Origin of the sequence: Actinoplanes sp. NPDC023801 (assembly GCF_040639655.1) — a bacterium.
Taxonomy (GTDB): Bacteria; Actinomycetota; Actinomycetes; order Mycobacteriales; family Micromonosporaceae; genus Actinoplanes.
Window position 1 is genome coordinate 757,567 of sequence record NZ_JBFAAI010000001.1, and the last position, 11,954, is coordinate 769,520.

Sequence of the window (11,954 nt, forward strand, 5' to 3'; positions counted from 1 at the left end):
CGACACGGGAGCCGCGCCGGTGCGAACCGGCGCGGCTTTCGTATTTCCGGGATTTCTGCAGCTCAACGTGGGTACGCTTGGCCGCGCATTCGCTAGACCGGTGGCTGCCCGCTACCTCGGCGGCCCGGCAGAGTTGGGAATCGCGTGCCACAGTCTTCGAGGAAACGTCGCCGCGCGCCCATGTGGGCGAGACTCAGCGCCGCCTTCGGCTGCGTGCTCATGGTCTCCAGCGGGGGTGCCCTGGTCGCCGGCCAGACGCTCATCGCGAGGTACACCGGTTCGGTCGACGCCGGCGGCAGCCTCATCGGCGATCCCGCGTCGGGTGCCGCCCGGGATGCCGACGACATCAAGGGGCCGCTCAACATCCTGCTCGCCGGCATCGACCCGCGCGACGACTCGCAGGCCCCGCGGTCCGACTCGATCATCGTGGCGCACGTGCCGGCCGACATGGACCGGGTCTTCCTCTTCAGCATCCCTCGCGACCTCTACGTCCAGATCCCGGCCTTCGCCAGGACCGGCTTCACCGGCACCACTGCGAAGATCAATTCCGCGATGTCGTACGGGAGTGACACCGGCAACGGCACGCACGACGTCAAGCAGGGCTTCCAGTTGCTCGCCGAGACGGTCAGCGGCTTCACCGGCATCGACGAGTTCGACGCCGGTGCCATCGTCAACTTCGGCGGCTTCAAGAGGATCGTCGAGGCCATGGGCGGCGTCACCATGACGATCGACCAGACCGTGAAGTCCGAGCACCTGCAGCCGAACGGCAAGGCCCGGCCGAAGAGTGCGGGCTGTGCGGGCGGTGGCTGCGAACACCCGTACACCGGTCCGCAGAAGGTCTACAAGAAGGGCACCTACCACCTGCAGGCGTGGGAGGCGCTCGACTACGTCCGCCAGCGGTACGGGCTGCCCAACGGCGACTACGACCGGCAGCGGCACCAGCAGCAGTTCATCAAGGCCATGGCCGAGCAGGCGATGAGCAAGGACGTCGTGACCGACCCGGGCAAGCTGCTCGGCGTGCTCGACGCGGCCGGGGACTCGCTCACCTTCGACGGCGGCGGCAACAGCATCATCGACTGGGGCCTGGCCCTGAAAGACCTCGACACCGACGACATGACGCTGGTCAAACTGCCCGGTGGCGGCCTCTACGCCGGCGGGCAGTACCTCGGCGAGCAACTCGACCCCACCGCTGCCGACTTCTTCCGAGCGGTCGAGGAGGATCGGGTCGCGGCGTTCCTGCTCGACAACCCGGAATACGTCGCCGGGGAGAGCTAGGTCGGTACCCCGTACCACGTCGACGTTCGCCGCCGATTAGACTTCACTCGTTCGGTTCGAAGCATCTGAGGGATCCGTAGTACCTGAGGGATCCGTAGTACCTGAGGGGAACAGCGTGGCCAACCAGCTGCACGTCGAGGTCGTCGCGGTCGAGGAGAAGGTCTGGGCCGGCGAGGCCGAGATGCTCGTTGCGCGCACCACCGAGGGTGAGATCGGTGTGCTGCCCGGTCACTCGCCGCTGCTCGGCCTGCTGAAGGAGCCGTCCCAGGTGCGCGTGAAACTCGCCGGTGGCGAGCAGCTCACCTACGACGTCGCCGGTGGGTTCCTCTCGATCGACGCGAACGGCGTCACGGTGCTCGCCGAGAGCGCGACGCCTGCCACGCCCGAGTCCCACTGACCCCCGCGATGCGGGTTCTGGAAATCGCCGGAATCTGCGTCGTCGCGCTGCTCGCACTGCTGTTCGCGATCTTCTTCCGCCGCCGGCTACTCATGCTCGGCGGCGGAACCATTCGCCTTCAGGTCCGCATCAGCACCATGGTGCCCGGCCGTGGCTGGTCCACCGGAGTCGGCCAGTTCGTCGGCGACGAGTTGCGCTTCCACCGCATGTTCAGCCTGGGGATCCGTCCGAAACGCGTTCTCGACCGCCGGTCACTGACCGTCGTGGAACGCCGCCTGCCGGCCGGTCCGGAGCGGCTCACCATGCCTGGACACTGGGTTGTTCTCCGCTGCCGTACCGGCTCCACGGACCTGGAGATCGCCATGGCCGAGACCACGGTGACCGGATTCCTCTCCTGGCTCGAGGCCGGCCCACCCCGGGACCCGGGCAGTCTCCGGGGCCGCCCGGTCTTCGGCCCCCGCCCGATCGAGAGCTGACGCTCTTCCGGCCGTTCGCGGGCGACGCCTTTCTGGCTTGTTCGCGGGCCGGCGCCCTTCCGGCCGTTCGAGAGTTGACGCCTCTCGGCTGAGGCCTTGCCGGCTGTTTGCGGGCCGGCGCCTTTCGGCCGTGGGGTGACGCCCCACCCGCCCGACTGAGGGCAGACATCCCGTCCGCCCGTTCGAGGGGCCGACACGCCCGCCGTGCCGCGGGACGGCCGCGCTTTCCGGATTGGCTGTCGTGCCGGCGGCCGTGACTTCGTAACGTCGGCGGTATGCGGATCAGAATCGTCGACGCCTTCACCGACCGCCCGTTCGCCGGCAACCCCGCGGGGGTGGTGGTCCTCGACGGGGACGGGTTCCCGCCCGACGAGTGGATGCGGAACGTCGCCGCCGAGGTCAACCACGCTGAGACAGCGTTCGTCCACCGGCTCCCCGCCGAATCGGGCAACGTGCCCGCCGCGGACTGGGCGCTGCGCTGGTTCACGCCCCTCGTCGAGGTGGCGCTCTGCGGCCACGCCACGCTCGCGACCACGCACGTGCTGAACCGGACCGGGCAGCTGGACGGAACTGTTCGCTACCGGACGCTCAGCGGCGTGCTGACCGCCTCCGCCGACGCCGGTGGACTGATCACGCTCGACTTCCCGACCGCCCCGCTCAGCCCGGTCGAGGCCGACCCGGAACTGGTCGCCGCACTCGGCATCGACCATCGGACGGTCCTGCACACCGGCCCCTCCACCGACGACCTGCTGTTCGAGGTGGCCGACGAGAAGACGGTACGGGCCCTCACCCCCGACCTGCGGGCGGTCGGCCGGCTGACGCGGCGCGGCGTCATCGTCACGGCGGCGGCCGGGGACGCGACCTCCGGGTACGACTTCGTGTCCCGCTTCTTCGGGCCGGCCGTCGGTGTCGACGAGGACCCCGTCACCGGAAGCGCGCACACCGCGCTGACCCCGTTCTGGGCGGAGCGGCTCGGCCGGACCGAGCTGACCGGCTACCAGGCGTCGCCGCGGGGCGGTCTGGTCCGGGTGTCGCTGCACGGGGACCGGACCCACCTGTCCGGCTACGCCGTGACCACCATCGACGGCGAGTTCCTGCCCTAGCCGCCCCACCCAAGGCTGGCACTTACCGTTGTCTCAGCCCGCTCGAGGAAGCGGTGCGTGCCAGCCTGGGGTTGGCGCCGTCGCATGAGCCCGGCGGCCGCGTGGTGGCTGGAGGACCGCCTGCGTCGCGGTGCGGCCACGGGTCGGGGTGGTTGCGGTTGTGGGCGGTTCGGACCGTACCGAAGCGGGGGGTTGACGGTGAGAGTGACCGGCGACCCGGCCGACGCCCGTCGCACGCGGTGAGCCGCGGATGGGCCGGGTCAGGACTCGGCCACCAGTTCGGCCTCGTAGCCCCAGGCGTCCTCGAGGTAGGCGGCATAGCAGCCGGGGCCGCCGGCGTGCGGGTACCGGTCGGCGAACAGCGGGGACCACCCGTGTGCCGGGGCGGCCTCGGCGAGGCGGTCCACGGCGGAGGCCGGTCCGGCCGTGAAGGCCAGGTGGTTGAGGCCCGGGGCGAGCCGGTCGTGGACCGTGCCGGAGAGGGCGGGTGACTGCTCCAGCACCAGATAGAGACCACCGTGCCGCCAGGAGCGACCGGCCGGCCACTCCTGGAACGGCGTCCAGCCGAGTTCGCCGAGCAGCCAGCCCCACGGGTGCAGAGCTCCGGCCAGATCGGGCACCCACAGCTCGATGTGGTGGATCACCGGGGGTTGGCGCCGCCCGGTACCCATTTCACGTCGCCGGACGGGTTGGCGACGCGGGACAGGATGAAGAGCAGGTCGGACAGGCGGTTGAGGTACTTGGCGGGGAGCACCGACGTGCGGTCGGCCTCGAGTTCGTACAGGGCCCACGCGGTCCGCTCGGCGCGGCGGGCCACCGTGCGGGCCACGTGCAGCAGGGCCGCGCCCGGGGTGCCGCCCGGGAGGATGAAACTGTCCAGCGGGGCCAGCCGCTCGTTGAACTCGTCGCACCAGCCTTCGAGCCTGGTCACGTACGCCTCGGTGATGCGCAGCGGCGGGTAGGGCGGAGGTTCGTCGCTCAGCGGGTTGCCCAGGTCGGCGCCGAGGTCGAAGAGGTCGTTCTGGATGGCGGCGAGCACCGCCCGCACGTCGTCGGGCAGCTCGCCGAGCGCCAGGGCGGTACCCAGCGCCGCGTTGCACTCGTCGGCGTCCGCGTAGGCGGCGATCCGCGGTGCGGTTTTCGGCGCGACCTCGTTGTTGACCAGTCGGGTCTGGCCGGCGTCGCCGGTCCGGGTGTAGATACGGGTGAGATGCACAGCCATGGCCCCACCCTACGAGGCGGAGGTGGGCAGCGGCCCATACGATGGCCCGCGTGGATGTGATCAGGGTTAAGGGCGGGGCGCGTCTCGCCGGCGACGTCACGGTGGGCGGCGCGAAGAACTCGGCGCTCAAGCTGATGGCTGTCGCGTTGCTGGCCGAGGGCCGCAGCGTCGTGTCGAACGTCCCCCGGATCACCGACATAGCCATCATGGCCGAGGTGCTGCGGCGGCTGGGCTGCGACGTCACGCTCGACGGCACCGAGGCGGTCATCGACGTGCCCGCCGAGCCGGGCAGCGAGGCGGACTACGACCTCGTCCGGCGGCTGCGCGCGTCGATCTGTGTGCTGGGGCCGCTGCTGGCCCGTCGCGGCTACGTGCGGGTGGCGCTGCCCGGTGGCGACATGATCGGGTCGCGCGGCCTGGACATGCACGTGTCCGGCCTGGCCCGGATGGGTGCGGAGATCTCCGGCGAGCACGGTTTCGTGATCGCCTCGGCGCCGGGCGGACTGCACGGCGCGAAGATCTGGCTGGACTTCCCGAGCGTCGGCGCGACCGAGAACATCCTGATGGCCGCGGTGCTCGCCAAGGGCGTCACCGAGATCGACAACGCGGCCCGGGAGCCGGAGATCGTCGACATCTGCAACATGCTCGTCGAGATGGGCGCGAAGATCGAGGGAGCCGGCTCGTCCACGCTGATCGTCGAGGGTGTCGAGGCGCTGAACCCGGTGCGCCACGAGACGATCGGCGACCGGATCGTCGGCGGCACCTGGGCGTACGCCTCGGTGATGACCCGTGGCGACGTGACCGTGCACGGGGTGCGGCCGGAATTCCTGGACATCGCCCTGGACAAGCTGGTGACGGCGGGCGCCGTGGTGGAGCCGGGCGACAACCGTTTCCGGGTACGGATGGCCGACCGGCCGCGCGGTGTCGACATCGTGACGCTGCCCTACCCGGGGTTCGCGACCGACCTGCTGCCGATGGCGCTGGGTCTCGCCGCGGTCGCCGAGGGCTCGTCGCTGATCACCGAGAACATCTTCGACGGCCGGTTCATGTTCGTGAACGAGATGGTGCGCCTGGGCGCCGACATCCGTACCGATGGGCACCACGCGGTCGTCAACGGGCGGGACCGGCTCTCCGGCGCCCCGGTGCGGGCCACCGACATCCGGGCCGGGGCGGGCCTGGTCATCGCCGGCCTCTGCGCGGACGGGGTGACCGAGGTCGGCGAGGTGCACCACATCGACCGTGGGTACCCGGACTTCGTCTCCGACCTGGAGAATCTCGGCGTCGAGGTGGAGCGCACGGACGTACCCGAGCCGACCTTCGACTTCTAGAAGGACGCGACCAGGCGCCGCGCCTCCTCCACCTCTTCGGAGAAGACCAGCACACTGACCCGGCCGTCGCGCCGGATCGCCTTGGTGGCACGGATGCCCGCCTCGGACAGCAGCCGCCTGATCTCGTCGGCCACCTCCGGCGCGTCGGTGACGGCGGCCGGCCAGAGCAGGCCGTAGTCGTCCGGATCGCCGAAGATCGCCAGCCCGTCGGGAGCGGTCTCGGCGCCGGTGGGTTGCAGGCCCATCCGCCAGAACACGGCGCCGAGGAAACCGACCAGACCGACGGCGATCAGCGGTCCGATGAGGTACCAGCCGTCGCTCGTGGCCATGTGCACAGTCTGGCACCGTGGGCGCGCGTTTTCCGGCGATTCGCCCCGATCGGGAACCGGGCTGAACTTCCGTTAAGGATCGCCGCTAAACTGACGGCCTCGGACTAAGGAGTGGATCATGGCAGGTCGTCTCGCGGTCATCGGTTCCGGACTGATGGGCTCCGGCATCGCGCAGGTCTCGGCACAGGCCGGCTGGCAGGTCACCATGCGCGACGTCGACGACGCCTCGCTCAACCGTGGCATGTCGGCGATCAGGGACTCGCTGAGCCGGTTCGCGGCCAAGGGCAAGATCGCCGAGGCGGACGTCGAAGCGACCCTCGCCCGCATCAACCCGACCACCGATCTGGAAGCGGCCGCCGACGCCGACATCGTGGTCGAGGCCATCTACGAGAAGGTCGAGGCCAAGCACGAGGTCTTCAAGGCACTCGACAAGATCTGCAAGTCGGGCGCGATCCTCGGCACCAACACCTCGGCCATCCCGATCACCCAGATCGCCACGGTCACCAGCCGCCCCGAGTCGGTCGTCGGCATCCACTTCTTCTCGCCGGTCCCGATGATGAAGCTCGTCGAACTGGTGCGCGGATACCAGACCTCCGACGAGACCCTGACGGCCGCCCGCAACTACGCCGAAGAGGTCGGCAAGACCTGTGTCGAGGTCAAGCGCGACGTCGCCGGCTTCGTCTCCAACCGCCTCTTCTCCGCGATCCTCGTCGAGGCCATCAAGCTGGTCGAGTCCGGTGTGGTCTCGGCCGCCGACCTCGACACCGTCATGAAGCTCGGCTTCGGCCACGCCATGGGCCCGCTCGCCACCGTCGACCTGACCGGCCTCGACGTGATGCTGAACGCGGCCGGGAACATCTACCGCGACACCGCCGACGAGAAGTTCTTCCCGCCGGAGCTGCTGCAGCGCATGGTCCAGGCCGGCGACCTGGGCCGCAAGACCGGCAAGGGCTTCTACTCCTACTGATCCCTTCGCGACCTGATCCCTTCGCGACGTGGCGTGCCGGGTTCCGCTCTGCGGGCCCGGCATTTCTCTTCCGGTACGGGCCAACCTTTTTGGTACGGGCCAAACTCCCCGCAACCGCACCACTCGCCGAACCCCGCCTCCGGCGGCTGCCGCGGTCCCCGATCCCGCCCCGCCTGAGCCGATCAGCCGGACCCCCGCAGCCCGACACCCCACGGCTGCTCGGGCCGTTGTCTCACCCGCTTTGAGACGGCGGTGAGGGCCGGCCGGGGGTGAGGGTGGGTGGGGGTCAGCGGGTGGCGGCGAAGGACAGCGAGAGCAGTGTGGCGGCGAGCATGCCGCCCAGCAGGGTCAGGCCGATGCCACCGATGTCCATGCGGGCCCGCAGGCGGCTGTGGACCAGGTAGGCGGCGACCGGTACGCCGGCCGACGGGGCGGCCAGGAACGTGAGCCAGCCGAATCCACGGATCAGGAAGCCGCCCCAGTCCGCGTTGTCGCCGAAGGTGACGAGGCCGGCGGCGACCAGGCCGGTGATGAAGGCGCCCAGCGCGCCGGTGAGCGGAAGCAACGGCAGTGCCCAGCGTGGTACGGCGGCGCCGGCCGGGCGGACGGTGACGTCGATGCGGTCGGCGGCCCGGGACAGCAGGACCCGCGGGGACTGCCGCCCGGCCGGCACCACGTCCTCGCCGGGTTCGGGACGCCGCTGGAGAGCGACCCGGGGCATTGCTTCGACGGGAGCCGGGTCGGGGAGCTCACCGAGGGCACGGACCCGTAGTCCGCGGGCGCGGCGCAGCTGGTCCCAGAGGCGGGCGGCCTCCCGGTCGACGTCGAGCACCTGGGCGGCCGCGGCTCCCGCCCAGCGGTCGGCGGCCAGGGCCTCGCCCTCGGCGCGGGCCAGTTCGCCGGCCGCTCGGGTGGCACTGTCCTGATAGGCCCGTTCGGCGTCGTCGAGGTCGGCGTCGCGGCGGCGGGTCACATCGGCGAGCGCGCTCACCATCAGCTGGTAGTCGCGGCCCAGGGGCTGCCGGTCATGTGTGGTCACTGTTCACCTCGTACGGGATGATCACTTCGGGTGTGCGGTGGACCGACCGGTCGAAGAACAGGGCCCGTCGTGGCCGGGGGCGCCAGATCGGGCCGCCGGGCTGCGGATAGAGGGCGGCCAGTTCGGCGCCGTGCACGTCGAGGGCGACCCACGCGCCGATCGGGTCGAACCGTCCGGCCAGGTCGTCGCGGAGCCGGCTGACCGTCCGCCACCAGCCGAGCACGTGCACCCGCCGGGACGGGCCGTTGTCGAGCAGTGCGCGCAGTGCGGGGCGGTGCGGCGGCCCGGCCGAGTCGAGGCCGTAGCCGATCACGTAGCGGGGGACGTCGGAGGCCTGCGGGTCGAAGTGCACGTCGGAGGCGTCGTACCAGTCCGCGGCGGGTAGTTCGGCGACCAGCCGGGCGGCGGCCCGTTCGGTGCCGGGGTCCAGGCAGACGATGCTGAAGTGCGCCGGACCCTGTGCGGCCAGTGACAGCGCGGCGGCCGCGAGGATGTCGCACGCCTCCTCGGCGCGGGTGCCGAGGACCGCCAGGTTGCGGCCGGGCATCCGGCCGAGCCGCAGGCGGGCGGGGCGGGCCGACACGTCGATCCGTTCACCGAGCACCGCACCGGGCGACGAGCCGACCGGGGCGTCGGCGGACGGCACCCGGCCGGACGGCCGGTACACGGACGGCAGCCGGGGCACCGCGTTTCCGTCGAACAGGCGCGGCTCCTCGCAGCCGACCGGCCGGGCCCGCCACAGCCGCCGCTGGGTGGCCCGCCAGGTGGCCGGGTCGCCGGCGTCCGGCAGCCGGACCACCCGGTTGGCGCCGGCCAGCCCGGACTCGGTGTTGACGACCGCGTGGTGGCGGGGGATGACCGAGGCGGCCAGGTTGTCGTCGGCCAGGATCCGTGCCGCCTTCGGCAGGGCGATCCGCAGCGTGAACGGGGCGATCAGGCCGGGCCGGCCCCACAGGGTCTGGATCGCGGCCGTGTCGCCGGTCGCCAGGATCAGGTGGATGCCGTGCGAGCGGCCGCGCCTGGCCAGGTCCTCGAGCAGGTCCACGGCCTCGTCGGCGATCGCGTCCCGGCCGTCGAGCAGTACCGGGAACTCGTCGATGACGGCGACGATCCGCTGGCGGTCGCCGAGGTCCTCGCGGCGGGCGGTCCGGCCGCGCAGTTCCTCGCCGAGGTGGCGGAGCACGGCCAGGCCGAACTCCCGGTCGTCACGGACGTTGATCCCGGCGAGGCGGACCTGTGGCAGCCAGCTCGGGTCGCGGGGGCCGGGCGCGTATCGGGAGAACGAACCGCCGCCCTTGAAGTCGAGCAGGTACAGGGCCAGGTCGGCGGGGCCGTACCGGGTCGCCAGCGAACCCAGCCAGGTGTAGATCAGGTTGGTCTTGCCGGAGCCGGGCGGCCCACCGATCAGCGCGTGCGGGGGGTCGTCACCGAGCCGGACGTCGACGAGTGCGCCGTCGGTGCTGTCGCCGATGGGGACGGACAGTCCGTACCGGGAGGATTCGTCCCAGAGCCGGGCCGGTTCCAGGTCGGCGAGCCGGGCCGGTGGCGGGCCCTGCCGCAGGCGGTCGGCCACGTCCCGGCAGAGCGGGGCCGGCGGCGGCGGGTCGAGCTGTACGTCGAGCCGGCCGAGCGAGCCGATCGTGGCGACCCGGTCCCGGATCACGATCCGCTCGACGGCCGGGTCGTCCGGCAGGTCCAGGCCGCGGACCACCAGGTGCACCCCGAGGTTCACCCCGGTACGCGTGATCCGGTCCAGTTGTGCCCGCTGCACTCGGGTCAGTTCGTCGGCGGTGGCCGGGTCGGCGAGCAGGACGGCAAGCCGCCACTCCTCGCCGGCGGGTCGGCAGAGTTCCTCGAGCAGTGCCGCGAACCCGTCCGGCCCGACGAACCGTGGCCGGAGCTGTCCGAATGTGCCCCGTCGCTGCGGGTCGTAGACGATCAGTTCCACCTCGCCCGGCCGGGTGCTGCCCAGGGCGCGCAGCAGCAACCCGGTGATCACCTCGTCGACGGTTGCGGTGGGCCCGCTCAGGTGCAGGTGAGCACGGTCGAGCAGGGGGATGAGCGCGGGCAGGGCGGCGGTCTCGTCGAACCTGATGGTGCCGATCCGCAGCATGCCCGGCGGGCGGCCCGGCTCGGGTTCGCTCGGTGCCCAGAGCCGCCACGGTGCTCCGGCTGCTCCGGCCGCGCTGATCGTGGCGAGGCCGCGCAGGTGCCCGGCGAGCCGGGTGGCCTCACCCTGGTAGCGCTGCTGGATGTCCTGGCGGGCGGTCTCGCGGGCGGACACCAGCTGGCTGAGGCAGGTGGCGTAGGCGTCTCGCACCAGCCGCCGCCGGTGCTGTGCCTCGCCCCGTGCCGACTCGGCGGCGGCGAGGACGGCGCGGGCGGTGCCGCGGGCCTCGGCGAGTTCCTGCCGGACCGCGGCGACCAGCGCCTTGCGGTGGCTCATGTTTGGGGATATTAACCAGTAAAGGGCGTTTTAGGATGTTTAGGTGGCGCGTGTCGTGATCTCGGCGGACGGGAGGGCGCGACGCCGGCCCACCACATCGGTCCACAGCTGTTCGGCCACCACCATGGCGGCCTCCCGCTGCCACTGCTTGCTGATGTCCTGCGGCACGTACCGTTTGAACCATTCGACGGCCAGGCGCGCCTCCCGGCTCACCCCGTCCAGGCGCGGTCGGCGGGCGTACGGATTCAAGCCGAGCACACAGCAGAACTGCAGAACGTTGTAGTACCGCCACTCCTCGGCCGTGCTGAACGGACCCTTCGGCCGCAGTCCCGAGACACACTCCCGCAGCACCGCCCGCAACTCCCGGGCCCGTGCCCGCGGCTGGTCGTCGCGTCCCGCGAGCCGCCGCTCCACCGCGGGCAGGTCGGTCAGCGGACTGCGCGCCAGCCGGTTCAGGTCATCGAAATCGATCAGCGCCCGCCGGGTCAGCCGCAGGAACTCCGGCTCCCCGATGGTTTCGAGCCGCCGCTGCTCGCGCCGGCGCAGCAGCGCGTCCGCGTTCAGGAACAGCGCCGACCGGTCGGCCCGCAGTGCCTGCTCGTCGGCGAGGGCCATCCGGTCCAGCGCCCGGCGCACCTGGGAGCCCAGCCCGGCGAGTGCCGCACCGGCGGCCAGCACCACGAACTGCAGCAGCACCACCCCGTCCTCGTCCGGCGCCAGGTACATCGTGGTGACCGCCGGGACACCGGCGAGTACCAGGACCGCCCCCGCGGCGACCAGCGAGCGCCGCAGGTCGGGCCGCAGCCGTTCCCCGGTCTCGGTCACGTGCGCCACCGCGATCAGGTAGCCGACCACCAGCAGGTCGACGCCGAGCGCCGGGACCGCGGCGGGCGCGCCGGACGTGGTGAACAGCAGGAGCACCAGGGCGGCGGTGAACAGCACTGCCATCACGGTCAGCGCCGGCGTCAACATCCGGGGTGTGACCTGCGCCCGCATCCGCCAGAGCAGGCTGAGCCCGCCGACGAGCGGCGCCAGCACGACGAGCCGGCCGGCCTGCGGCAGGAAGACGATCATCAGCAGGAACGCGGCGCCGAGCAGCAGGGCGCCCCGGTCGATGGGACGCCGCTCGGCCGGTGTCAGCGGCAGCAGCGACACCACCGCACCGGCCCAGCACAGTGCCGGGATGCAGAGCAGGATCTCGGCGGTGGGCGAGGCGGGCGCCACGGTCCAGGCGGCCACGCCGAGGGCGTACGACAGCAGGGCCGTCGCCGACCACCGCAGCGTGGCACGGGCCGGATCCCGGCCGATCAGGTAGCAGGCGAGCCAGCAACTGAGGGTGAAGGCGGGTACGGCGATCGCGGGCACCCGGAGA

12 protein-coding genes are annotated in these 11,954 nt (G+C 71.8%); 6 read left to right on the top strand and 6 right to left on the bottom strand.

Features of this window, described 5'->3' with window-relative positions; all coding sequences use genetic code 11:
• Positions 1–180: 180 nt before the first annotated feature.
• From AB0G04_RS03705 to AB0G04_RS03720, 4 genes are all read left to right on the top strand, one after another.
• Positions 181–1,275 (top strand): LCP family protein, encoded by a 1,095-nt coding sequence (locus tag AB0G04_RS03705; protein ID WP_360975718.1) that lies wholly within the window; start codon positions 181–183, stop codon positions 1,273–1,275.
• 115 nt (positions 1,276–1,390) lie between these two features.
• Positions 1,391–1,672: a F0F1 ATP synthase subunit epsilon gene (locus AB0G04_RS03710; protein WP_043524744.1), complete on the top strand. Its 282-nt coding sequence runs from the start codon at positions 1,391–1,393 to the stop codon at positions 1,670–1,672.
• 8 nt (positions 1,673–1,680) lie between these two features.
• Entirely contained in the window at positions 1,681–2,148 is a 468-nt protein-coding gene (locus AB0G04_RS03715; RefSeq protein ID WP_360975722.1) for a DUF2550 domain-containing protein, read from the top strand.
• A 275-nt stretch (positions 2,149–2,423) separates the two neighbouring features.
• Positions 2,424–3,251, top strand: a complete 828-nt coding sequence (locus AB0G04_RS03720; protein WP_360975725.1) for a PhzF family phenazine biosynthesis protein — start codon at positions 2,424–2,426, stop codon at positions 3,249–3,251.
• Between the two features lie 260 nt (positions 3,252–3,511).
• Here the strand turns inward: AB0G04_RS03720 and AB0G04_RS03725 are convergent, their stop codons facing one another.
• Both AB0G04_RS03725 and AB0G04_RS03730 read right to left on the bottom strand, forming a co-directional pair.
• Positions 3,512–3,895 (bottom strand): VOC family protein, encoded by a 384-nt coding sequence (locus AB0G04_RS03725; RefSeq protein ID WP_360975728.1) that lies wholly within the window; start codon positions 3,893–3,895, stop codon positions 3,512–3,514.
• Complete coding sequence (locus AB0G04_RS03730) at positions 3,892–4,473, bottom strand: cob(I)yrinic acid a,c-diamide adenosyltransferase (protein ID WP_360975731.1); 582 nt, start codon at positions 4,471–4,473, stop codon at positions 3,892–3,894. The genes AB0G04_RS03725 and AB0G04_RS03730 overlap by 4 nt, the downstream gene beginning before the upstream one ends.
• Before the next feature lie 41 nt (positions 4,474–4,514).
• Here AB0G04_RS03730 and murA point away from each other — a divergent pair, with 41 nt between their 5' ends.
• Entirely contained in the window at positions 4,515–5,801 is a 1,287-nt protein-coding gene (gene murA, locus AB0G04_RS03735) for a UDP-N-acetylglucosamine 1-carboxyvinyltransferase (RefSeq protein WP_360975734.1), read from the top strand.
• Here murA and AB0G04_RS03740 read toward each other — a convergent pair.
• Positions 5,798–6,130: a hypothetical protein gene (locus AB0G04_RS03740; RefSeq protein ID WP_360975737.1), complete on the bottom strand. Its 333-nt coding sequence runs from the start codon at positions 6,128–6,130 to the stop codon at positions 5,798–5,800. The two genes, murA and AB0G04_RS03740, sit on opposite strands and share 4 nt — an antisense overlap.
• Before the next feature lie 118 nt (positions 6,131–6,248).
• Here AB0G04_RS03740 and AB0G04_RS03745 point away from each other — a divergent pair, with 118 nt between their 5' ends.
• Complete coding sequence (locus AB0G04_RS03745) at positions 6,249–7,097, top strand: 3-hydroxyacyl-CoA dehydrogenase family protein (RefSeq protein WP_360975740.1); 849 nt, start codon at positions 6,249–6,251, stop codon at positions 7,095–7,097.
• A gap of 286 nt (positions 7,098–7,383) precedes the next feature.
• Here AB0G04_RS03745 and AB0G04_RS03750 read toward each other — a convergent pair whose 3' ends face one another.
• From AB0G04_RS03750 to AB0G04_RS03760, 3 genes are read right to left on the bottom strand one after another with little or no spacing between them, the layout of a single operon-like run.
• Complete coding sequence (locus AB0G04_RS03750; protein WP_360975743.1) at positions 7,384–8,136, bottom strand: hypothetical protein; 753 nt, start codon at positions 8,134–8,136, stop codon at positions 7,384–7,386.
• Positions 8,123–10,582 carry an FtsK/SpoIIIE domain-containing protein gene (locus AB0G04_RS03755; protein ID WP_360975746.1) on the bottom strand — a complete coding sequence of 820 codons (2,460 nt, stop codon included), beginning with the start codon at positions 10,580–10,582 and terminating at the stop codon, positions 8,123–8,125. Before AB0G04_RS03755 ends, AB0G04_RS03750 begins: the two co-directional genes overlap by 14 nt.
• A gap of 39 nt (positions 10,583–10,621) precedes the next feature.
• Positions 10,622–11,947, bottom strand: coding sequence for a hypothetical protein (locus tag AB0G04_RS03760; RefSeq protein WP_360975749.1), 1,326 nt, complete (start codon positions 11,945–11,947; stop codon positions 10,622–10,624).
• Positions 11,948–11,954: the final 7 nt, after the last annotated feature.

Coding starts and splice junctions, on each gene's coding strand:
- AB0G04_RS03715 (WP_360975722.1), top strand. CDS start 1,681: ATGCGGGTTCTGGAAATCGCCGGAATCTGCGTCGTCGCGCTGCTCGCA.
- murA (WP_360975734.1), top strand. CDS start 4,515: ATGGCCCGCGTGGATGTGATCAGGGTTAAGGGCGGGGCGCGTCTCGCC.
- AB0G04_RS03740 (WP_360975737.1), bottom strand. CDS start 6,130: ATGGCCACGAGCGACGGCTGGTACCTCATCGGACCGCTGATCGCCGTC.
- AB0G04_RS03730 (WP_360975731.1), bottom strand. CDS start 4,473: ATGGCTGTGCATCTCACCCGTATCTACACCCGGACCGGCGACGCCGGC.
- AB0G04_RS03720 (WP_360975725.1), top strand. CDS start 2,424: ATGCGGATCAGAATCGTCGACGCCTTCACCGACCGCCCGTTCGCCGGC.
- AB0G04_RS03705 (WP_360975718.1), top strand. CDS start 181: ATGTGGGCGAGACTCAGCGCCGCCTTCGGCTGCGTGCTCATGGTCTCC.
- AB0G04_RS03745 (WP_360975740.1), top strand. CDS start 6,249: ATGGCAGGTCGTCTCGCGGTCATCGGTTCCGGACTGATGGGCTCCGGC.
- AB0G04_RS03755 (WP_360975746.1), bottom strand. CDS start 10,582: ATGAGCCACCGCAAGGCGCTGGTCGCCGCGGTCCGGCAGGAACTCGCC.